General features: G+C 42.7%; 17 protein-coding genes. 16 read left to right on the forward strand and 1 reads right to left on the reverse strand.

All coding sequences use genetic code 11. The features are described from left to right. Positions 1-96 precede the first annotated feature (96 nt). Positions 97-2,751 carry a thiol protease/hemagglutinin PrtT gene (locus B5D06_RS00440; protein ID WP_078736059.1) on the forward strand — a complete coding sequence of 885 codons (2,655 nt, stop codon included), beginning with the start codon at positions 97-99 and terminating at the stop codon, positions 2,749-2,751. A gap of 406 nt (positions 2,752-3,157) precedes the next feature. Here B5D06_RS00440 and dusB read toward each other — a convergent pair whose 3' ends face one another. Next, on the reverse strand, positions 3,158-4,141 hold the full coding sequence (gene dusB / locus B5D06_RS00445) for a tRNA dihydrouridine synthase DusB (RefSeq protein WP_078736060.1): 984 nt from the start codon (positions 4,139-4,141) through the stop codon (positions 3,158-3,160). A 262-nt stretch (positions 4,142-4,403) separates the two neighbouring features. Here dusB and B5D06_RS00450 point away from each other — a divergent pair, with 262 nt between their 5' ends. From B5D06_RS00450 to mnmE, 15 genes are all read left to right on the forward strand, one after another. After that, positions 4,404-5,186, forward strand: a complete 783-nt coding sequence (locus B5D06_RS00450) for a ParA family protein (RefSeq protein ID WP_078736061.1) — start codon at positions 4,404-4,406, stop codon at positions 5,184-5,186. Between the two features lie 36 nt (positions 5,187-5,222). Continuing rightward, a complete protein-coding gene (locus B5D06_RS00455; RefSeq protein ID WP_078736062.1) occupies positions 5,223-6,083 on the forward strand; it encodes a ParB/RepB/Spo0J family partition protein in 861 nt (286 codons plus the stop codon). 89 nt (positions 6,084-6,172) lie between these two features. Then, positions 6,173-6,838 (forward strand): DUF5683 domain-containing protein, encoded by a 666-nt coding sequence (locus B5D06_RS00460; RefSeq protein ID WP_143742533.1) that lies wholly within the window; start codon positions 6,173-6,175, stop codon positions 6,836-6,838. A gap of 8 nt (positions 6,839-6,846) precedes the next feature. Further along, the gene (locus B5D06_RS00465) at positions 6,847-8,223 is read left to right on the forward strand and encodes a lytic transglycosylase domain-containing protein (RefSeq protein ID WP_078736064.1); all 1,377 of its coding nucleotides are present in this window, start codon (positions 6,847-6,849) and stop codon (positions 8,221-8,223) included. Between the two features lie 289 nt (positions 8,224-8,512). Then, positions 8,513-9,235, forward strand: a complete 723-nt coding sequence (gene rsmI, locus B5D06_RS00470) for a 16S rRNA (cytidine(1402)-2'-O)-methyltransferase (protein ID WP_078736065.1) — start codon at positions 8,513-8,515, stop codon at positions 9,233-9,235. Between the two features lie 35 nt (positions 9,236-9,270). Continuing rightward, entirely contained in the window at positions 9,271-10,128 is an 858-nt protein-coding gene (locus B5D06_RS00475) for a Cbp1 family collagen-binding glycoprotein adhesin (protein ID WP_078736066.1), read from the forward strand. Between the two features lie 84 nt (positions 10,129-10,212). Next, a complete protein-coding gene (locus B5D06_RS00480; RefSeq protein WP_078736067.1) occupies positions 10,213-10,911 on the forward strand; it encodes a YjjG family noncanonical pyrimidine nucleotidase in 699 nt (232 codons plus the stop codon). Between the two features lie 238 nt (positions 10,912-11,149). Continuing rightward, entirely contained in the window at positions 11,150-13,105 is a 1,956-nt protein-coding gene (gyrB, locus tag B5D06_RS00485) for a DNA topoisomerase (ATP-hydrolyzing) subunit B (RefSeq protein WP_078736068.1), read from the forward strand. 19 nt (positions 13,106-13,124) lie between these two features. Next, entirely contained in the window at positions 13,125-14,918 is a 1,794-nt protein-coding gene (locus B5D06_RS00490) for a membrane dipeptidase (protein ID WP_234989529.1), read from the forward strand. Between the two features lie 78 nt (positions 14,919-14,996). Continuing rightward, entirely contained in the window at positions 14,997-17,042 is a 2,046-nt protein-coding gene (ftsH, locus tag B5D06_RS00495) for an ATP-dependent zinc metalloprotease FtsH (protein ID WP_078736071.1), read from the forward strand. Positions 17,043-17,085: 43 nt separating this feature from the next. Next, on the forward strand, positions 17,086-17,925 hold the full coding sequence (locus tag B5D06_RS00500) for a phosphatidate cytidylyltransferase (RefSeq protein WP_078736072.1): 840 nt from the start codon (positions 17,086-17,088) through the stop codon (positions 17,923-17,925). Between the two features lie 133 nt (positions 17,926-18,058). Beyond that, positions 18,059-18,811: a polyprenol monophosphomannose synthase gene (locus B5D06_RS00505; RefSeq protein WP_078736074.1), complete on the forward strand. Its 753-nt coding sequence runs from the start codon at positions 18,059-18,061 to the stop codon at positions 18,809-18,811. Continuing rightward, a complete protein-coding gene (locus tag B5D06_RS00510) occupies positions 18,808-20,163 on the forward strand; it encodes a dihydroorotase (protein WP_078736077.1) in 1,356 nt (451 codons plus the stop codon). The genes B5D06_RS00505 and B5D06_RS00510 overlap by 4 nt, the downstream gene beginning before the upstream one ends. A 45-nt stretch (positions 20,164-20,208) precedes the next feature. Continuing rightward, on the forward strand, positions 20,209-21,228 hold the full coding sequence (locus B5D06_RS00515) for a branched-chain amino acid aminotransferase (protein ID WP_078736079.1): 1,020 nt from the start codon (positions 20,209-20,211) through the stop codon (positions 21,226-21,228). A gap of 335 nt (positions 21,229-21,563) precedes the next feature. Then, positions 21,564-22,985 carry a tRNA uridine-5-carboxymethylaminomethyl(34) synthesis GTPase MnmE gene (mnmE, locus tag B5D06_RS00520; protein WP_078736080.1) on the forward strand — a complete coding sequence of 474 codons (1,422 nt, stop codon included), beginning with the start codon at positions 21,564-21,566 and terminating at the stop codon, positions 22,983-22,985. Positions 22,986-22,990 lie beyond the last annotated feature (5 nt).

Consider the following 22,990-nt stretch of genomic DNA (forward strand, 5'->3'; position numbering starts at 1 on the left):
ATTACGCTACTTGTATTACCTTTGTTGAGAGATGGTAGAACTCTTACTGAAACCTTTTATTATTAGAATTACCACTTTAATATCAAACAGATAACGATGAGAAAACTTTTTCTTTATGTTGCTCTCTTCCTTTGGGGGACAACATTGCTCACAGCAGGGCCTGTGAGTCCGAAGGCTGCTCGTGCTATTGCAGAGCGTTTCTTCTCAAGCAGTTCGCTACGGAGTAGTGGGGCTATTGAGTTGACCTATACACACTTACCTCAAGAGATTTTGCGCAGTGGCAACTCTTCTATTCAACCCTACTACTATGTGTTTAATAGGGGAACTAATGAAGGCTTTGCTATTGTAGCAGGCGATGATAGGATGGAAGAGCTTTTAGCTTATTCCGAAGAAGGGCATTTTGATATGAATAAAGCTCCAGAGCATGTGCTTTGGTGGATGAAACAATATGATAGCCAGATTACATCTTTGTTCAAAAGTCCATGGAATATAAATACTACTAAGTCGGGAACTTCATCTGCTACTCTCCGTAGTAGTAAAGATCCTCTTTTGGAAAAGGAGAGTATTAATTGGGATCAAGACCATCCATATAATAGTAAATGCCCTAAAGACCCTGTTACAGGTGTAACAACTTATACGGGGTGTGTGGCTACAGCTATCGGACAAGTGATGCGCTATCATAAATGGCCTGACTCTGCAGAGGGTAGCCATACTTATCTTGATGAAACTTATCAACAACAAGGGAAAACTGTAGAGAGAAGTGCCACCTACGGACATAAATATAATTGGAGTAAGATGCCTGCTAATAGTTCTCCAAATATTTCACAAGAAGAGGAGGCAGAGTTAGGACAATTTTTGTCTGATGTAGGCATTGCCGTAAATATGCAATACTCTTCTTCTGGAAGTGCTTCTTGGGAAGCTCACGTGGTGCGAGCACTAAAAGAGAATTTCAAGTATAAGAAAAACCTGAAGTTGGCATTTAGAGTACAGTATGAAGCTGCAAGGTGGGAGGAACTTATCCGTCAAGAGTTGGATGCCAATAGACCTATTTTCTACTGTGGTGCTGGCGGTGGCGGTGGACATGCCTTCGTTTGCGATGGTTATAGTGCTGATGGTAAGTTTCATTTCAACTGGGGGTGGAGCGGAAATGCCAATGGCTACTATGTACTTTCTGTCTTAAAACCTGGAGCAGGAGGAATCGGGTCTGGCTCTTTGGGAGATTACTCTTTGAGTCAGTCTATATTGCTCAATGTGGTTCCTAACAAGGACAATGGCAATGAGTATGCAGATGATTATGGGCCTAACATATCTCTTCGTGCAAAAGTTAAAGACAACGACAAATTAGAGATAAAGGCAGCTCTTATGCATCAAGGTGTAGACGGGCAAAAGGTATGCTTCCGTCCTACTCTTTACAAAGGGAACGACGTCGTTAAAACGGGAGAACTCTACACTATCAATAAGATGATACTCCAAGAGGCTTATATGATGACTTCTACGATGGATTTAAGTGGTCTTGCCGACGGAGAGTACACTCTCTTTATAGAGCATTCTAACGAAGAGAACGGTACCTATAGAAAAACTGAAGAGGTACTTAATGAGCCTAGCCAAGCAAACATCAAAATAGCTGGTGGAGTCGCTACTGTATCTGGTTATAATGTCGGCTATACACCCCTCACGGTAACAAAATTGGAAGCTAAAGACAACGAGATAAAGGCTTTCTCTCGTAATACTATTACTTTGACCATTGAAAACAGAGGTGGATATGAGTTTTATGGACCTCTTCGTCTTTATGCTTACGACAGTGAGCTCATTCCTTCTTCTGAGTTCTTAGTACACACTCCGTTGTCACAAGTAGGCGAGGAAACTCTTGTTATGATTCCTAAGGGAGGAGAGATTAAGGTCGAGTTCACGGGGCTTATTGGTGTGCGAAAAGATGCAGAGGTTGCTTTCTTCTTAAAAGCTCCCGATTTGGATCCAGAAGACCCCAGTACAGACTTTGGTTATTACCAAAAGCGCATGGGGAACTCTTATGCACGCCGTATAGAGGGTTCTTACAAAGTTAAAGAAGCAACGACTTTAATGCCTACAGGAGTAACAGCAGTAGCTGTAGAGAATAGAGATGTTCTTAACATTTATACCCAAGTAGGCCTCCAGGCTAAAGGGCCTAAGTTTACACTTACAAATTATGGGCGTAAGCATATTACCTCTACTCATGGAGAACTCTGTGGAGTAGTTTACGCAAAACACCCACCAACGGGAATATATTTTGTAGCCGAAATCTCCAGTAATTCTTACAAGGGCGAAATTAATTCAGGAGAGAGTGTGGAGTACACTCCTATCTTCACAGGCAATAGGGATGTTCAGCCTTTCCTCGGTTATGAAGGTGTTATGGTGATTGCTTGTATGAAACGTGTGGGATTGGGTAGTTTAGCTGAAGGTTCAAAAACCTACGGTAATATCGAAGTGCCTGTTCGTTTCGTTAGAAATACGGATAATAACCAAGTTGTGCCTATGCTTATCAACGGTGTTTTCCCCAACCCAACTATAGCACAATGTACTGTTAGCAGCGAAACTGAAATAGCTTCTGTTGATTTGTTTACCCTTTCGGGAGTAAAAGTCCGTTCGTATGCAGGTAATGGTACTGCTGTTCTTACAATTAATGTTGCAGACTTAGAAAATGGAACCTATTTAGTAGGCGTACGCTCTACAGATGGAAAACTTCAAAGCCATCGTTTGATTGTACAACACTAAAATAGATTTTCAACCCAATTAGAGAAAGCCTGTGTTTCGTAAGAGACGCAGGCTTTTTCTATTTTAGACGAACGACTTTCTACACTTAGACGTGTCGGGTGTATTCGGGAGATATGTTGGAGAAAATATCGTGACCTATGCGATTTTCCATTGTAATACATCTAAACTTCAGTTATGACCTGTGCAAACTTCACTTATGACCTGTGTAAACTTCAGTTAGCACAAGTCCCAAATATTGCTATTGCAAAATGCACCAAGCTCCTGGGTTGTTGGCCAGTTGATTTTGTTGGAAAGACCAATGATCTTTTTTATCCCTTGAGGCGTTAGATTTGCTTTGGCGAAAGAAAGGCGTATAGAGATTATGAGATTTTTCTTGGAGAAGTGCTTGCAAGGAATTCTTTGCTTTCTACTCGAGTAGAGGGGCTACGTCTTGGCGAAGGATGTTAAGCAGATCTTCCATTGTTGTAGCTTGTAGCATACGGATGCGTAATGGACGGAAGTTGGCGATCCCCTTGAATATGGGAGTTGTGGCTAAGTGTCTGCGAGAATGGAGTATACCTCTTCTTTCGTCCAGTTTTTCAATGTTGTTTTGAATCATAGTAATGAGTGTCTCCAGGCGTTCCAACGCACTCTTGGGGGGGAATGCTTTCTTATGATCTAAGAAGTAACGCATCTCCTCAAAGACCCAAGGTTTTCCAATAGAGGCTCTCCCTACCATAACCGCATCTACTCCATAGCGTTCAAAAGCCTCCCAAGCTTCTTCTGGCGTGGTTATATCTCCATTGCCGATAATGGGAATATGCATTCGAGGGTTATTTTTTACTTTAGCGATGTAATCCCACTTGGCTTGTCCTGTATACATATCGCTACGTGTGCGTCCATGTATGGTAAGAGCTGCAATACCGCAGTCTTGAAGGGCTTCGGAGAGTTCTTCTATAACAATACTTTGGTGATCCCAACCCAATCGAGTTTTAACTGTAACGGGCACAGAAGAAGCTTTTACCACGGCACTTGTAATCTCGAGCATTAGCGGAATATCCTTTAGCATCCCACTACCAGCACCTTTTCCTGCCACTCTTTTGACTGGGCATCCGAAGTTGAGGTCTAAAAGTTCAGGGCCAGTAGCCGAAGCTATTTGTGCCGCCTCTGCCATCGTGGCTACATCTCTACCATATATTTGGATTACACTGGGACGTTCTTCTGGATGTATGAAAAGTTTATTGCACGCTCCTTTAACTGAACGAATTAAAGCATCGGCACTAATGAACTCGCTATATACCATAGATGCGCCGAACCCTCTGCAAAGCAGACGAAAGGCACTATCACTCACATCTTCCATAGGAGCAAGGAGAAGAGGTTTTTCTCCCAAATCAATCTGGGCTATCTTCATATCTTTCTCTTTTGATATTCTGTTCTAAATTTTTCCTCTGCAAAAATAAAATAATGCAAGCAAGAGTACATTATAGCCCCCAAACTCTATTGCAAGAGGTTGGTAGCGTACCTAAGCCCTTGAAAGCATATACAGAAGATGTGAGTGATTTCGTGAAACATTGGCTCCGCATTTTTTGTTTACATCCAACACGAGTTATCAACATATAAGTGAATATATCTACTAAAATGATTAGCTTTGAACTCGAATTGATAATAGGATTATGGGGAAAATCATAGCTTTGGCAAATCAAAAAGGAGGGGTGGGGAAGACTACCACTACGATAAATCTGGCTGCTTCTCTTGCCACACTGGAGCAAAAAGTACTTGTTATAGATGCAGATCCTCAAGCCAATGCTACATCGGGATTAGGCACTCTCTCCAATGAAGCTCACAAGACAATCTACGAATGCCTCGTGACGGGAGAAAATCCGTCGGATGTAATCGTACCTACCTCTATAGAGACGCTTGACTTGTTACCTTCTCATGTAGATCTTGTTGGGGCAGAGGTAGAGATGTTGCAGTTTGAACAGCGAGAGTCTGTTATGCGCAAAGTGATACGCCCTCTTGCCGATAAATATGACTACATATTGATAGATTGCTCCCCCTCTCTCGGGTTGATTACCGTAAACTCTTTAGTCGCTGCCGATTCTGTGATTATACCTGTGCAGTGTGAGTATTTTGCTCTTGAGGGAATCAGTAAACTTTTGTCGACTATACGTATAATAAAGAGTAAACTAAATCCACAACTTGCCATCGAAGGCTTTCTAATGACCATGTACGATAGTCGTTTGCGTTTGGCCAATCAGATATATAATGAGATGAAGCAACACTTTGGAGAACTCGTATTTGAGACGGTCATTACGCGTAATGTGAAGCTTAGTGAGGCTCCCAGTCACGGAGTTCCTGTTATCTTATACGATATAGAGAGCAAGGGAGCCATAAACCATTTAGAATTAGCCAAAGAGTTGATTCGGCATAATCAAAAGGTCTCCTTTACGAATTAGTATATAGATTGGCGGAACACGAAATAACAGTTACCTATGAAAAAAGGAAATAGCCCTTTGGGAAGAGGCTTGAGTGCCATGCTTGATGACGCAGCAGGCTCTTCTTCTATCAACGAAATTCTTATTGATTGCATCCGTCCTAATCCAGAACAACCAAGGCGGCTTTTTGACGATGATAGTTTGTCAGAATTAGCCACCTCTATTCGCAATATAGGTCTGGTACAACCCATTACTGTGCGTAAATTGGACCATGACGACTATATGATTATATCGGGAGAGCGTCGTTGGCGTGCCTGTAAAATGGCAGGACTAACTACTATACCTGCCTACGTTAAAACGGCTGATGATGAGTCCATGATGGAAATGGCTCTTATCGAGAATATCCAACGAGAAGATCTTAATGCCATAGAGATAGCTCTTGCTTACCATCGCTTGTTGGAAGCTACCCAAATGAAACAAGAAGAGTTGGCCGATAGGGTAGGGAAGAATAGAGCTACCATCAGTAACTATTTGCGCCTGTTACGATTGCCAGCAGAGATACAGCTTGGTCTTACCGAAAAGAAAATCGATATGGGGCATGCAAGAGCCTTGCTCTCTCTATCTACTCCAGAGAAACAATTGGCTCTGTATGCCCAGATTGTAGCGAGAAAAATGAGTGTTCGTGAGGTAGAACATGAGGTTAAACGACTCGCCCGTCTTGAAGAGAAGTCTGACAAAAGAAGAAATACTCGTCAGGGACAACCCGATTTCTCTCTTCTTTGTGATCAGTTAAGCAAGGCTTTTTCCACAAAAGTACAGTTGGTTAGTAACCAATCGGGAAAAGGAAAGCTCACAATTCACTTTGAGGGTGAAGAAGATTTAGCACGCATTCTACAGTTACTTGAGGAACGTCAGTAGTTTTTACCTTCCTATTAATGAAAAAGGATAGAAAGAATTCTTTTTTATCGAGACAGGTGCTTATTTTTTGCACAGTACTACTGCTTTTTGTGGGCCGTAGTTGGGGTATTTGTGCTCAAGAAGAGAGTACGTCAAACCTTGCATCGGATGTAATAAGTACAGAGACTACACTCTCTGAATTACCGCTTTTAGAAACAGATGGGACAACCCTTTCCCAATATCCTACTCTAAAGAATGTATTAGGAACTTCTCCTCTTTGGAGACCGAACTCCACGACGGCTCTTTTGTGTGCAATAATTCCTGGAGGAGGACAGTTATATAATCGGAAGTATTGGAAAATACCTCTCGTCTTGGGTGCTACCACAGCATGCCTCTATGCCATTACCTGGAATGGCCGTCTCTATAACGAATACCACACAGCTTACGTAGACTTTATGAATCCCAATCCTTTGGAAAAAGATTCTTGGAAAGGTTTTATCCCTCAAGGAGCCGATCCCAAAAACTATGTAGGCGATGCCAACATCCAAAACCGACTAAAGAAGGGGAGTGAATTGTACCGTCGCAATCGAGACCTGAGTATAATAGTCTCGGCCGCAGTTTACCTTCTTTCCTTTATTGATGCTTATGTAGATGCAGAGCTCTTCGATTTTGAAGTCAGCCCTAATCTCTCTTTGGTTTTAGCTCCTGCTACTACCTCGTTCTATCCAGAAAAGGCGGGTTTTCTTCCCGCTGTTTCTTGTAGCTTAAATTTTTGATTAGTAAAATGCGTTTTTCACTTCGGATATTTTCAATTTTACTCTCCCTCTGTGTGCTGTTGCATACCGACAGTATTTCTGCCCAGACTAAGAGAGAGCCCCAAATACGTACTTCTGAAATCGTTACCCCTCATAGTCTGGATGCCGATGCTGCCACTCTATTGCGAAAATGGCACAAAGGCTATGCAACGAATGAAGAGGAGGGAATGCCTTGTAGTAAAGGAACTTCTAAAGACCCAACTCCCTCGGAAATGGTTTTTAGAGACCGTATTATGCGCTTGCCCACAACGATGAACATACCCTACAATTCCCTTGTAAGAGAGGGTATTGACGTATTTTTAACGCGCCGAAGAAGTCTCATCCCCGTTATGTTGAGTTTGGGAGATTATTATTTCCCCAAGATAGAAACTATCTTAGATAAATATGGATTACCACTTGAGTTGAAGTACTTAATTATCGTGGAGTCAGCGATGGATCCAACCGCCGTATCTCCCGTAGGGGCTTCGGGCCTATGGCAATTTATGCTACCTACAGCAAAGGCTTATGGGCTAACTATAAACTCTTTGATTGATGAACGATTGGATCTTATCCGCAGTACAGATGCAGCTGCTCGTCATTTAAAAGACCTTTATCGTGTCTATAATGATTGGTTTATGGCGATGGCAGCATATAACTGTGGTATGGGTACTCTTAACAGAGCTGTTTATCGTGCTGGAGGACGTACCGACTTCTGGGCTGTTTTCCCTTTTCTCCCCAGAGAAACACGTAGCTATGTACCCTTATTCATCGGAGCATTCTATGCAATGCATTACCATGTAGACCATCATCTCTGCCCTTCGGATAAAAGTCTTCCTTTAGCGACCGATACTATACATCTGCATCACTCTTACAGCACCCATACGATAGCCAAGGCGGCAGAGGTAAGCCATGATCTCTTCATGTTACTTAACCCACAGTTCAAGAAAAACTCTATTCCAGGGCATATCGCTCCTTGCACAATATATCTTCCATTACCCGCCATCGGGAGATTAGACCGTCGGTTAGATAGTCTCAGTCAAGAGGCTCAAAAGAAGGCGTTGCTCTTAGCATCTGGAGTTAGAGAGAGTATGGAATCTTTGGGGGTACATACCACAGAGATGGAAGGAAAAGAGTCGTTGGAAAGTGGCATTTCTCCTCTTCGTTACCACACTGTTCAACAGGGTGAAACTCTATCTTTGATAGCTCAGAAGAATGGAATTACGGTAAAAGGTTTGATGAAAGCCAATGGTATAAGGCAACAACATCAAAAACTGAAAGTGGGGCAAAAGCTACTCCTTCCTGCGAAGAAAAAAACTTCTCAACAGAAGAAAAGCAAGAAGAAAAGAGGGAAGCGTCGTAGAAGATAACTCCCCTTTTCTGATAAAAGCACACCTATAAGACTAACTTGAGAGTAAAGGTGCTGCCACTATCAGAGAAAAAAGAGTATTCATCAGTATCATCCCAAAACTATCTAAGTATGGTTTAACAAGATTAGATAAGTCTTATTGTTGTCAAACTTTGCATTTATCGATGCATCTATACTTTCCCTTAATATTGACAAGGGTAAAGATGCATCGATGTTTTTTTGTAAGTTTGCACCAAGTAGTTGTTGGAACACATATTTTTACAAGAAAGATTACCCTACGAAAAGGCTTTATGAGTGCTGGCAAATTGACAATAGTGCCTACTCCCGTAGGAAATTTGGGAGACATAACGTTGAGGGCGCTCGAAACACTTCGTTCTGTCGACCTTATTCTGGCAGAAGATACACGAACCTCTCTTGTGCTACTCAAACACTATGACATACACAAGCCTCTGGAAAGTCACCATAAGTTCAATGAGTTCAAGACTGCAGATAAGCTTGTGGAGCGTATGTTAGAGGGGCTTAATGTAGCTTTGATTTCCGATGCTGGTACACCTGGCATTAGCGATCCAGGTTTTTATTTAGTTGGCTCCTGCATTAAGAGTGGGGTAGAAGTGGACTGTTTACCAGGGGCAACGGCTTTTATCCCAGCTCTTGTGGCATCGGGACTATCGACGACCTCTTTCGTTTTTGAGGGTTTTTTACCTCAGAAGAAGGGAAGGAAAACAAAGATGGAACTATTGGCACAGGAAGAACGTACTATTATTATCTATGAGTCTCCGTATAGGGTTTTGAAAACACTACAGGCCTTTATGCAACTCATGGGAGAAGAGCGTCAGGCGGTAGCTTGTAGAGAGATATCAAAATTGCACCAAGAATATGTGAGAGGCTCCCTAAAAGAACTCGTGGAGCACTTTACAAACACAACTCCGCGTGGAGAATTTGTTCTACTTTTTTCGGGCAAAGAATCCCAAAAGGAAGCGCATAATAAGGATAAAAAACACTCTCAAGAGTAAAAAAGAAAAATAGAAAATATTAAATCAATGAAAGGATGAAAAAGATTTTATTAATGGCTGTACTTACTTGTACAATCGCATCCGCAGGCTGTCTCACTTCTTGTAAGGGAGGAAAAGAGACCAAACAAAAGGCAGATTCTATAGCTTTAGTGAACAGTTCTTTGCAAGCTCAGGTTGAGGAGATGGACCAAATCATCAGTGGTATCCTTACCAACTTCCAAGACATCAATGCCATGGAAGGCATTATCAATACTGGACCTATCAGTGGAGAGATAGGAGAAAGTCACCAACGACGCATCGAGGACAATATGCGTATGATTGGCGAAAAGTTGAAGTCTAATAGAGAAGAGATAGAGCAACTCAACAAAAAAATAAAAGATTTGGGACAAAAGGGTAGTGTGCTCCAAAAAACCATCTCTGCCCTTCAAAAGCAGCTTGAGTCTAAAACAAAAGAAATACAACGTCTGACAGAAGAGTTGCAACGCAAAAACATAGTCATCGAAAATCTTGATGCAATGGTGGGCGAGCTTAGTGAAAATGTGAGTAGCTTAGAAGTCTCTAAGAAAGAACAAGAAGAGAAGATCAGCTCGCAAGAAGTGGCATTGAATACAGTGCGCTACTGTGTTGGAACCAAGAACGACTTGAAAGAGATGAAGATCTTGGTTGACGGTAAAGTTGCAACTGAGTCTTATACTAAGGATTATTTCACTCAAATAGACCTTCGTCGTCTCAGCCGTCTTCCTCTTTATGCTAAGAAAGCAGAGCTATTGACGAACCACCCCTCTAGCAGTTACGAATTGGTACCTGGAGCAGACAAACAACTCACTCTTGAAATCACCAATAAAGAAGAATTCTGGAGCCTTTCTAAGGTGTTGGTGGTACGCATCTATTAAACATTCGATTTTTATTGAATCTTAAAACTGATATTTCTAAAGACGAGAGGGCGTTTTTACCCCTTCTCGTCTTTTTCGTGGGTTATGATTAAGAATATCTTTATAGACTTAGACGATACTCTATGGGCCACTTATGAAAACAGTCGGGAGAGTATGTATGAGGTCTACTCCAAAAATAATTGGGCAGAGTATATGCAGGACTTTGAAACTTTTTGGCAGTGCTACTGGACCATTAATGAGAATCTATGGGAAGAGTATCGACAGGGGCGTATTAGTAAGTATGAACTCAAAACACAACGCTTTCAAAAACTCTTTGCAGGCATAAAGGAGTGGAGTCAAGAGGATATCCTTTCATTCAATAACGACTTTTTAGCTCACACTTCTACAAAGACCGCTTTAATACCAGATAGCATAGAAGTATTATCTTATCTACACCGTTACTATCGGGTTTATATTCTTTCTAATGGATTCCGCGAAGTACAGTCAGCCAAAATCAATCGTAGTGGTTTAGCTCCCTATATAGATCGAATTATTTTGAGTGAAGATGCGGGTTGCAATAAACCTCACAGGGGTATTTTTCAATATGCTTTCTCTGTGACTAACTCACGGGTGTCTGAGTCTATAATGATTGGAGATAGTTGGGCGGCAGATATAGAGGGGGCGCATAATGCTTTTATCCCTTCGGTTTGGTTTAATCCCAAAGAGAACCCTCTCCCAGAGGAAAAGAAAGCGAAACCTCTTTATATTATCAAAAAGTTGAAGGAGCTTCTGTTAATATTCTAATCCATCAAAGCTCCCGAAATATAAGGCTTTCTCTTTCGAGGAGATTTTGTTCTTTTCCTAGTAAACTTTTTTCACAGTATATCTGTCAAATCCTTCTGATTGAAGTAATGGTTATGGACAAATTTTAAGAGAAAAGAGCTACCTTTGTGAGGAAGTGCCGTGGTACTTCGATCAAGAGAAAGAACTGCTTGAAAAATCTGTAGTTCTTGAGGATAGTAATTAAAAGTATTTATTAGATATGACAGATACGAATAATCCTGTAGGAAGTGAATATTCAGCCAGTAATATACAAGTCTTAGAAGGATTGGAAGCCGTGCGCAAGCGTCCCGCTATGTACATTGGAGATATTAGCGAGAAGGGTTTGCATCATTTGGTTTATGAGGTAGTAGACAACTCTATTGACGAGGCACTTGCGGGGCACTGTACCGATATAAAGGTGACCATTTTGGAGGATAACTCTATTTCTGTAGAGGACAACGGCCGAGGAATACCAGTGGATATACATCCCAAGGAAAAACGCAGTGCTTTGGAGGTGGTTATGACAGTACTGCATGCGGGAGGCAAGTTTGATAAAGGCTCTTACAAAGTATCTGGAGGATTGCATGGAGTCGGAGTTTCTTGTGTTAATGCTCTTTCAACTCACTTAAGGGCAGAAGTTCATCGCGATGGCAAAATGTATGTTCAGGAATTTGAGAAGGGGAAACCTCTCTATCCTGTAAAAGAGATAGGCTCTTCAGATCGTCGTGGTACAATTGTAACTTTCACCCCTGACCCAACAGTATTTACAGTAACTGAATATCAGTTTAAAATTCTGGCGCATCGCTTGCGCGAGCTCTCATTCCTTAATGCCAAACTGCGCCTTACCCTTACGGATATGCGAAAGAAAGACGAAGAGGGTAATCCTTTATATGAAGAGTTTTACTCAGACGAGGGATTGAAGGAGTTCGTTAGTTATATTGATCAGAGCAAACCCAATCTACTGGGAGATATAATTCACATTAAAACAGAACGTCAGGATATACCTATCGAGGTGGCGATGACCTATAATCAAGACTATCAAGAGAATGTATATTCTTACGTAAATAATATCAACACTATCGAAGGTGGAACACACCTGACAGGTTTTCGTCGAGCTCTTACAAAAACTCTTAAGCAATACGCTACCGACTCCAAACTATTGGAGAAGGTAAAAGTGAATGTAGAGGGGGATGACTTTCGCGAAGGTCTTACTGCCGTGATAAGTATAAAGGTGGCAGAACCTCAGTTCGAAGGGCAGACCAAAACAAAGCTGGGTAATAGTGAAGTTATAGGAGTTGTAGATAGTGCTGTGAGCGAAGCTCTTGCAATTTATTTGGAAGAACATCCGCAACAAGCCAAGGCTATTGTCGATAAGGTTATTCTTGCCGCTCAAGCTCGCCATGCAGCCAGTAATGCTCGTAAATTGGTGCTTCGAAAAAGTCCGCTTGCTGGAGGAGGATTGCCAGGAAAATTGGCAGACTGCTCGAGTAAAGACCCTGCAAAGTGCGAACTCTTTATTGTCGAAGGGGATTCGGCAGGTGGTACAGCCAAACAAGGTCGAGATCGTGAAACCCAGGCTATACTTCCCTTGAGGGGTAAAATTCTTAATGTGGAAAAGGCGATGCAGCACAAAGTGCTTGACAATCAGGAAATACGCAATATATATACCGCACTCGGAGTAACAATCGGTACAGAGGAGGATAGTAAGGCACTTAACCTCTCAAAGCTTCGTTACCACAAAATAATTATCATGACCGATGCCGATGTGGATGGAAGCCATATTGCCACATTGATTCTCACGTTCTTCTATCGCAATATGCGCCCTCTTATAGAAAATGGATACGTTTATTTAGCTACGCCACCCCTCTACCTATGTCGTAAGGGTAAGGATATGGAGTATTGTTGGACAGAACAGCAGCGCCGTGCCTTTATCGATAAATATGCCGATGGTAATGAGAATCGTGTACATGTACAGCGTTATAAAGGGTTGGGAGAAATGAATGACGAACAACTCTGGGAGACTACGATGAATCCTAACAACCGTATTCTCAAACAGATAACAATAGAGAGTGCAGCCAATGCCGATGTAACTTTCTCTACTTTGATGGGAGATGAAGTCGCTCCTCGTCGAGAGTTTATTGAAGCAAATGCTACTTATGCCCGTATAGATGCTTGATGCACCTAATATAGAACAGTTGCCCCTTGCTCTTCGTAGATTATACGAAGAAGCTGAGGGGCGTAATGTATCTCCTCTTTCGCTACAAGCTGTGCCCCGTATTGGCTTAACCTGTCACACAACAGAGGCAGGGTATTCTGTTAATCCTGCTTATGTACAAGTTATCGAGGAGGCGGGGGGAATTCCCATATTACTGCCTACTTTGCGTGAGAGTTGCAAGCACACAGCTCTACTTGAAACGCTTGATGGCCTTCTTCTCACGGGAGGGGGAGATGTGCACCCATCCTTCTTGGGAGAAGAACCTGTGCCTGAGTTGGGAAAAATAGATTATCCCAGAGATCGATACGAGCTGGAGCTAATTCTTTTTGCCTACCGTCGTAATATACCCATGTTGGGTATCTGCCGGGGCTTTCAGATGATAAATATAGCCTTGGGAGGTACTTTGATGCAAGATTTATATAAGAGTTTTCCTCTTCCTCCCTCTTTCTACAAACGTCTTTCTTCCCCTATCAATCATTCGCCAGAAATGGATAAAAGAGAGGGGGCGCACACTGTAACATTTACAACGGGGCACTCTATGCTTGCTGAAATTATGGGGCATACAGGTGGTGATGCTATATGGGTAAACAGTTTACACCATCAAGCTATTGGCAAACTCTCCAAAGAATTGCGACTTGAGGCGGTAGCTCCAGATGGTATTATTGAGGCTGCTGTCGGCTATCCGAATAAACCTATTGTCGGCGTACAGTGGCATCCAGAGCATATGGCATGTGGAGGGAACCCTGAAATGAAGTCCCTATTTACCTTTTTTGTACGAGAGGCATCTCTTTTTGCACAAGCAAAAGCAATTCACCGCAAATCTATTGTTCTTGATTCTCATACAGACACACCTATGTTTCTTACTCCTGAAAGTGATCTTACACAACGAGGGGAATGGAAAGTAGATGCCGTAAAGATGGAGGAGGGCAAGGTGGATGCAACTATTATGGTTGCTTATTTGCCTCAAGGAAAACGTTCTTCTGAGGACTTACTCAAAGCACAGGATTTTGCTCTTAACAAGCTAAAGGTAATAGAGTACGTAGTTTCTCAAAACAAGGACAGACTACTTTATGCTTCTTCTGTAGAAGAGATAAAGAGAGCTAAAAGAGAGGGATTACTTAGCATTGTTCCTGCCATTGAAAATGGATATGCTTTGGGAAAATCTCTCACCTTATTAGAGGAATATCGCCGTATGGGGGTGGTTTACATCACGCTATGCCACAATGGAGATAATGATATTTGTGACTCGGCTTGTCGAAGTGTGCGTGAGCACAAAGGTTTGAGCAACTTTGGTAAAGAGGTAGTCCTAAAAATGAATGAATTGGGGATATTGATTGATGTCTCACATGCTTCGGACGATACAATTGCCGATGTATTGGAGCTTAGTCAGCGTCCGATCATAGCAAGTCACTCTTCTTGTCGAGCTCTTTGTCCACATCCTCGCAATTTAACAGATGAGCAAATCCGCCGCATCGCTCAGCTCGGAGGGGTTGTGCAGATATGTCTTTACAGCGATTTTATCTCAGAAAAACCAGGGTTAGCCTGTGTACAAGAAGCTGCTAATCATATAGACCACATAGTTTCTTTAGCGGGTTATGAAGCGGTAGGTATTGGTTCGGACTTTGATGGGGGGGGCGACTTAGAAGGATGTCACGGCAGTAACGACCTTATTAATCTGACGGTAGAATTGCTCCGACGGGGCTACTCCGAAGAGCAACTAATAGCTATTCTGGGTGGGAACTTCTTGCGTGTGATGGCAATGTCTGGCCGCTAATTCCTACTTACTCTACTGATTAGAGCAATGAACAATGTATCTTTGTTTCTGTTTTATCGATGAAAAAGACTTTTTAGTATGAACAATAATAAAAACAAACCCAACAGTAACGGGAATTTTAAGAAAGGATTTCTTCGTAACCCTCTCTGGATTTATCTCCTGGTGGGTATATTTTTAGCGAGTACGTTGTTATTCCGCACGACAGGGGTGGATAAGGAAATCAGTTGGAATGAATTCCAAAACGTGGCTAAAAAGGAGGCTTTCGATAAAATTGTGGTAGACCGATCCTCCAATACGGCTACAGCGGAGCTGAGAAGCGATAAGTTATCTTTGGTTTTCACGAAACAAGAGATTAAGAAGTTCCAGAGCAATGATCTCTTAGGCTTCTCTTCGGAGCATGCTGTGTATCGTATTAAAACGCAAATACCATCTGTTGACAAGTTTTCTGACTTCTACGATAACAATCAAATCTTGGCAGAGATAAAGTATGAGACAAAGAAATTCAACTTTATGTCCATACTTGTCAACTGGTTACCGATATTATTGCTCATAGGATTTTGGGTTTTTATTTTCCGTCGCATGAATTCCCCCGAGGGAAAAGGTGGAGCTGGAGGAGGTATCTTTAGTGTCGGTAAGTCCAAAGCAAAACTGTACGACAAAACTAACATAAATGTAACCTTCAAAGATGTGGCAGGGCTACAGGAAGCCAAGCAGGAGATTGAGGAGATCGTTCATTTCCTCAAAGATCCCAGCAAATACACCGCTTTGGGAGGGAAAATTCCTAAGGGAGCATTGCTTGTAGGGCCTCCAGGAACAGGGAAAACTCTTCTTGCAAAAGCGGTAGCAGGAGAAGCTCATGTGCCCTTTTTCTCCATGTCGGGATCTGATTTCGTAGAGATGTTTGTCGGGGTTGGTGCTTCTCGAGTACGCGATCTCTTCGCTCAGGCCAAAGAGAAGGCCCCTTGTATCGTTTTTATCGATGAGATTGATGCTGTCGGTAGAGCAAGAGGCAAGAATAATAACATCGGCGGTAACGATGAAAGGGAAAATACACTTAATCAACTTCTTACCGAGATGGATGGTTTTAGTTCCAACAGTGGGGTAATTGTATTAGCAGCGACCAACCGTGTAGATGTGTTGGATAGTGCTCTTTTGCGTGCGGGACGTTTTGATCGTCAGATAGCAGTGGAGCTCCCTGATCTTAACGATCGCAAAGAGATATTTGCCGTACATATGAAAAATCTTAAGTTGGCACCCTCTTGTGATATTGAATCCTTGGCAAGACAAACACCTGGTTTCTCGGGAGCAGACATCGCCAATGTGTGTAATGAGGCTGCACTTATAGCCGCACGAAATAATAAAGAGGAAATCGAAAAAGACGATTTCATGAATGCCGTAGACCGTATTATCGGAGGGTTAGAAAAGAAAAATAAGATTGTAACCGAGGAAGAGCGCAAGAGCATTGCTATACACGAAGCGGGGCATGCTACTGTTAGCTGGCGTTTGCAGTATGGCAATCCTCTCGTAAAAGTAACCATCGTCCCTCGAGGTAAGGCCTTAGGAGCAGCTTGGTACATGCCCGAAGAGCGACAAATAACGCATACACAGGTACTTTTAGACCAAATGTGTGGGCTGTTGGGCGGGCGAGCAGCTGAAGATCTCTTTTTAAACAGAATTTCTACAGGGGCTGCGAATGACTTGGAGCGTGTTACCAAACTGGCGTATGCTATGGTAGTTTACTATGGGATGAGCGACAAACTTCCCAATGTGAACTTTATGGACAACTCTGGAGAATATACCTTCCAAAAACCCTATAGTGATGAAACTGCTCAAATTATAGACAAAGAGGTCTCTCGACTTATTGCCGAGCAGTACAATAGAGCTAAGGAAATTCTTACTCAAGATGCAGAGGGGCACCACCGTCTCTATGAGATGTTATTGGAAAGAGAGGTAATATTTACCGAAGATGTAGAAGCTATCTTTGGAAAACGCCCCTGGGCATCCCGCTCTGATGAATTGGAATTGGAGCAAAAAAGTCAAGAAGAGGAAAAAAAGACCGAGACTTCTCCAGAGGAAGATAACCTTGTAGATGGTCAACCATTACCTCCTCCTTTCAAAGGGTAGTTAGTAAAGAAATAAGAATTGTAAATAGAGTATTCTATAGAATATGGCTTTAGATATAACTTCCTTGAAAGTGAGGGCTTTGAGTGGTATTGTTTATGTGGCTTTATTAGTAACGGCTCTACTACTCTCTACTGATATCCTTTTTCTTCTGCTTTTTATCTTTATGGGCGCATCTATGATTATCGAGTTTAATAGACTCACTCAAATCAACAGATTGCATCCTTTCAGAACAGTATTTGATATAGTAGCTACCAGTTGGGGGCTTTATGCGACCTCTCTGTACTTTTCGGGCACAGAGGGAATACAAGTATTCATTCCCTATTTCCTCTATATTGTTTATGCTTTTTCGAGAACCATATTTGCAGATTTAGCACAAGGAATAAAAACAGTAGGCAATGTACTAACAGCCCAAGCCTACGTAGCATTACCGCTTTTTATAACTACGGCTGTCAGCTATCAGATGGATGGAAGCTTTGATGGAACCTTCGCTCTCTTGGTTTTTGTGCTTATTTGGATTAATGATACTGGGGCTTACTTGGTAGGCAGTACTATGGGAAAACATAAACTCTATCCGCAGGTTTCTCCTAAAAAGAGTGTAGAGGGTCTCTTGGGTGGGCTCGTTTTGACGATAGTTGTCTCTCTCTTTATTCCCTCGTTACTTCCATCTTTGGGTAAGTTCGATATGTTTACAGCTTCTATTTTTGCCTTTGTTGTGGCAGCCATGGGTACGATGGGAGACTTTTTTGAGTCTGCTCTAAAGCGTAAAGCGGGAGTAAAAGACTCTGGGAAGATAATACCTGGACATGGGGGAATGTTAGATCGATTGGATAGTTACCTATTTGCCCTTCCTATGGCGGCAATGCTCTATTTTCTTTTATTCTAAAAGGGCTTGTCGCTCTCTTTCTCTTTTCGATTTTTTAATACAAATAACAAAAAGCTCCCTTTCATTGTGGAATGGGGGCTTTTTTATTGTACATTTGTAAGACAGAAGGTAGTAGAAAACGGGGATAAATCCTATGAAAAAGAAGATAATTATAATTCCCACCTATAACGAGCGCGAGAACGTAGCAGCCATAATTCAAGAGGTTTTTACCTTGGAGGAGCCATTTGATATTGTCATTATAGATGATAACTCACCCGATGGAACGGCTGGTATTGTTAAAGAGCTCATGGCAAAGTATCCCCAACGACTATTCCTAATTGAGCGAAGTGGCAAGTTAGGATTGGGGACCGCCTATATTGCGGGCTTCCGTTGGTGTATAGAACAGGGATACGACTATATATTCGAGATGGATTGTGACTTTAGCCACCCCATAGAAGCACTACCCCGTTTGTACAAAGAGATTCATGAAAACGGTTACGATGTCGTTATTGGCTCTCGTTATGTACGTGGTGGAAAGGTTAAAGACTGGCCTATGGGACGTATTCTCATGAGTTATTTTGCCTCGGTTTACGTACGTCTCATCACTTGGCTTTCGGTCTCAGATACAACAGCAGGCTTTGTGGCTTACAAACGAGAAGTGCTCGAGGCCATCGACTTAGGGGCTATTCACTTCAAGGGATATGCCTTTCAAATCGAAATGAAGTACGTTGCTGCTTGTCTTGGCTATAAGTTAAAAGAGGTGCCTATTACCTTTACCAATAGAAAATTGGGAAGTTCTAAAATGAATAGTTCCATCTTCGGAGAAGCTTTTTTCGGGGTACTTAAACTGCGATACTGGCATATATTCAAAGGTTACCCCAAAAGATATCAACAAAAACCACTATGAAATATTTACTACTCAATGCCGATATTGTCAATGAGGGTGAAACCTTTTTGGGCTCTCTTTTGATACGAGATGAATATATACAGCAAGTTTTCCGCGGAAGGATAGAGCCTGATCGCTTGCCCGAAGAAGCTAAGGGGGCAGATATCATACCTTGTGAGGGGTTATGGTTACTCCCTGGATGCATAGACGATCAGGTGCATTTTCGTGACCCTGGTCTAACGCACAAAGCCGACATAGAGAGTGAGAGCCGTGCTGCCGTAGCAGGGGGGGTAACTTCCTTTATGGATATGCCCAACACCATACCTACAACCACCGATTACAACCGTCTGATGCAGAAGCATGAACGTGCCGATGCCGTTTCTTGGGCTAACTACTCATTCTTTATAGGAGGAACCAATGATAATGCCCAAGATATTTTTAAGATAGACGCAACACTTATCCCTGGCATTAAACTCTTTTTAGGAGCTTCTACGGGTAATATGCTTGTGGACAATCAGGAGACGCTTCGTGTCTTCTTTTCCGAAAGTCCACATCTTATAGCGATACACTCCGAATCGGAAGAGGTTATTCGACAAAACAAAGCGCACTATACCGCGCTCTTTGGGGAAGACCCTCCAGTTGCCCTACATCCAAAAATTAGAAGTGAAGAGGCTTGTTACCGCTGTACTTCAGAGGCTATTGATCGTGCCGAAAAGTATAATACACGATTGCATGTGCTGCATCTTTCGACAGCTCGAGAGACAGCTCTTTTTAGAAATGATATTCCTCTGCAAGAAAAACGTATTACTGCCGAGGTGTGTGTACATCACTTGTGGTTTACCGATCAAGATTACGAAACTTTAGGTACAGCTATTAAGTGGAATCCTGCTGTTAAAACCAGAGAAGATAGAGATGCTCTTCGTCAAGCGTTGATTGATAACTGTTTGGATATTGTAGCTACCGATCATGCTCCTCACCTAAAGACAGAGAAAGAGGGTGGAGCTCTCAAGGCCGCTTCGGGTGGCCCTCTTGTACAACACTCTCTTCTCATGATGTTGGAGCTTGCCCACGATGGGGTTTGGAGTAAAGAATTTGTCGTAGAGAAAATGGCACATGCTCCAGCCGACCTCTTCAAAGTGAACAAAAGAGGTTATTTACGCCCTGGATACTACGCCGATGTAGTCTTGGTAGACCCACAAAAAAAGACCCAAGTTAATCAGTCCAATATCCTAAGCCGCTGTGAGTGGTCCCCTTTATTGGGATTTTCATTTCATCATACGGTACACTCTACTTTTGTTAACGGACAGCTCGTTTACTCAGGAGGGAACTTCTTAGAGAGAGGCAAGGTATATCCTTTGCTATTTGACCGATAATGGCTACTTTTGCCACAAATTCTTGGAATAAACTAAATATAAGTTATGGAACAAATTGAATGGTCTTCATTAGGCTTCGGTTATGTTAAAACCGACTACAACGTACGTTGCTATTATCGAGATGGAAAATGGGGTGAATTAGAGGTTTCTTCAGAAGAGACGATTAACATTCACATGGCAGCGACTTGTCTCCACTACGGACAAGAAGCGTTCGAAGGGCTAAAAGCATTCAAGGGAAAAGATGGCAAAGTGCGCATCTTCCGTATGGATGAAAACGCTAAGCGTATGATTCGTTCTGCCGAGGGAGTGGTAATGGCTCCAGTACCTCAAGAGTTATTTGAGGCTGCTTGTATCAAGGCGGTTAAGATGAACGAGCGTTTTGTCCCTCCTTATGAGAGCGGAGCTTCTCTCTATATCCGTCCTCTTCTTATCGGATTGGGAGCTCAGGTTGGGGTTAAGCCTGCGCCCGAGTATCTCTTCATCGTATTCGTAACACCTGTAGGTCCTTACTTCAAAGAAGGCTTCAAACCTACTCCAATGGCTATTATGCGTAGCTATGACCGTGCTGCTCCATTGGGAACTGGTACTATTAAGGTTGGGGGGAACTATGCTGCAGGTATGATGCCTACAGTATTGGCTCACCAGAAAGGCTACTCTGCTTGTCTCTTCCTCGATGCTAAGGAAAAGAAATACATAGATGAGTGTGGTCCTGCTAACTTCTTTGGTATCAAGAATAATACTTATATCACGCCTGAGTCAAGCTCTATTCTTCCATCAATTACCAACATGAGTTTGATGCAGTTGGCAAAAGATTTGGGTATGAAAGTTGAGCGTCGTCCTGTTGCTGAAGAGGAACTTCTTGAGTTTGAAGAGGCTGGTGCTTGCGGTACAGCTGCGGTTATCAGTCCAATACTTCGTATCGACGATTTGGATGAGCACAAGACTTACGAAATTTCTAAGGATGGTAAACCAGGTAAGCGTTGCGAAGAACTTTACAACACGCTCCGTGCTATCCAGTATGGAGATGCTCCAGACGTTCATGGTTGGGTGAAGATTATTGACTAACATCTCGTATTCCTTAGGTTGAATACAGATCTCAAAACCTCCTCACCGATCTCGTGACAGCACGTGTGTATTGGTGAGGAGGTTTTCATATACATACTATTAAAAGTTTACACGTGTACTATTGAGAGTTTGTACATATCTTATTGGAAGTTTACACAAATCTTATTGAGAGTTTACACATATCCTATTGAAAATTTACATGAGTCCCATTGAGGGCTTATATCTATTCTTTCGATGGATAGGTTAAAAAGACACTTTCTCTTACTCTTTTGCACTCAATTATAAAGGTTTGTGTACCGCTTTAGCCCAAATAGCATTTTCGACTTGTCATAATCATGTCAGTAGATAACTTTACCACCACCACGATTTGTGCCGTAGCTACTGCCCCTGGCGTTGGAGGAATAGGCATTGTTCGCATTTCGGGACCCGAGGCTTTTTCGATTGCCCTCCGTCTTTTCCATTATAGAGGTCAGTCTCTTTCCCCAGAGAATATCAAACCTCGATACGCTTACTATGGGGAAATTATCGCAGATGAAGAACTCATCGACGAGGTAGTGCTAACCTCTTTTCGCGCCCCACACTCCTTTACGGGGGAAGATACGGTAGAAATTTCTTGCCACGGCTCTGTCTATATCAGACGGCGACTACTCGAAAGCCTTTTGAAAGAGGGCTGTGAGATGGCTACCGCAGGCGAATTTACCCGTCGAGCCTATCTCAATGGAAGAATGGATTTAAGTCGTGCCGAGGCCGTGGCAGATATTATTGCCTCTGAGAGTAAAGCACAGCATCAAATGGCTATGAAGCAACTCAAAGGGGGGTATAGCGAAGAACTGAATGCCCTTCGAGAGGAATTGCTGCGATTGACGGGGTTGATGGAGCTCGAATTGGATTTCCCCGAAGAAGATGTCGAGTTCGCTGACCGCACCGAACTGCTGGTTCTTTGCGATAAGATAGAGTGTAAACTCCGTAGACTTATCGATAGTTATCGTCTGGGAAATGCCGTTAAGCGAGGCATCCCCGTTGCTATTGTGGGAACTACCAATGTCGGTAAAAGTACCCTACTCAATAACTTATTGGGCGAAGAGCGCGCTATCGTGAGCGATATTCATGGCACCACGCGAGATACCATCGAAGATACTATCCATATAGGTGGATATTTGTTCCGCTTTGTTGATACGGCTGGTTTGCGACAAACCGAAGATGCCATTGAGAGTTTAGGGATTGAGAGGAGTCGTGCCAAGATACAAGAGGCAGATATTATCCTTTCGGTACTCGATGCAACACGTTTGGATGAAGCTCATCAGTTGGAGCACCTCAAAGAAATTTGGGACGATAGAGCGCACCGCACTATGCTTATTCTCATCAATAAGAGTGAAGATTTGGACGAAGTGGCTCAACAAAGCATGGCTCGAAGAATACACGAAGCTATTGCCGAGGAGGTGCTTTGCCTATTTATTTCGGCTCGTTCGGGCTTGGGGATAGAAAGCGTGCAACAGGAGTTGGTAACTATTATGGACGAAGCTAAGGCGGGAGAGGCTGATCTAATAGTGAGCAATGCCCGTCATCATCAACTGCTCCAAGAGGCGTATGATGCACTTGGACGGATGCGTTCGGGCTTTGATGCGGGACTTTCTGCCGACCTGCTAACGCTTGATTTGCGACACGCCATTCATTCAATTGGAGCTATCACGGGACGGGAAATATCGAGCGATGACACCCTCCACTACATCTTCGCCCACTTCTGCATTGGCAAGTAATTTCT

The organism is Porphyromonas circumdentaria (genome assembly GCF_900167105.1).
Lineage (GTDB): Bacteria > Bacteroidota > Bacteroidia > Bacteroidales > Porphyromonadaceae > Porphyromonas > Porphyromonas circumdentaria.

Coding starts and splice junctions, on each gene's coding strand:
- B5D06_RS00440 (WP_078736059.1), top strand. CDS start 97: ATGAGAAAACTTTTTCTTTATGTTGCTCTCTTCCTTTGGGGGACAACA.
- dusB (WP_078736060.1), bottom strand. CDS start 4,141: ATGAAGATAGCCCAGATTGATTTGGGAGAAAAACCTCTTCTCCTTGCT.
- B5D06_RS00450 (WP_078736061.1), top strand. CDS start 4,404: ATGGGGAAAATCATAGCTTTGGCAAATCAAAAAGGAGGGGTGGGGAAG.
- B5D06_RS00455 (WP_078736062.1), top strand. CDS start 5,223: ATGAAAAAAGGAAATAGCCCTTTGGGAAGAGGCTTGAGTGCCATGCTT.
- B5D06_RS00465 (WP_078736064.1), top strand. CDS start 6,847: ATGCGTTTTTCACTTCGGATATTTTCAATTTTACTCTCCCTCTGTGTG.
- rsmI (WP_078736065.1), top strand. CDS start 8,513: ATGAGTGCTGGCAAATTGACAATAGTGCCTACTCCCGTAGGAAATTTG.
- B5D06_RS00475 (WP_078736066.1), top strand. CDS start 9,271: ATGAAAAAGATTTTATTAATGGCTGTACTTACTTGTACAATCGCATCC.
- B5D06_RS00480 (WP_078736067.1), top strand. CDS start 10,213: ATGATTAAGAATATCTTTATAGACTTAGACGATACTCTATGGGCCACT.
- gyrB (WP_078736068.1), top strand. CDS start 11,150: ATGACAGATACGAATAATCCTGTAGGAAGTGAATATTCAGCCAGTAAT.
- ftsH (WP_078736071.1), top strand. CDS start 14,997: ATGAACAATAATAAAAACAAACCCAACAGTAACGGGAATTTTAAGAAA.
- B5D06_RS00500 (WP_078736072.1), top strand. CDS start 17,086: ATGGCTTTAGATATAACTTCCTTGAAAGTGAGGGCTTTGAGTGGTATT.
- B5D06_RS00505 (WP_078736074.1), top strand. CDS start 18,059: ATGAAAAAGAAGATAATTATAATTCCCACCTATAACGAGCGCGAGAAC.
- B5D06_RS00510 (WP_078736077.1), top strand. CDS start 18,808: ATGAAATATTTACTACTCAATGCCGATATTGTCAATGAGGGTGAAACC.
- B5D06_RS00515 (WP_078736079.1), top strand. CDS start 20,209: ATGGAACAAATTGAATGGTCTTCATTAGGCTTCGGTTATGTTAAAACC.
- mnmE (WP_078736080.1), top strand. CDS start 21,564: ATGTCAGTAGATAACTTTACCACCACCACGATTTGTGCCGTAGCTACT.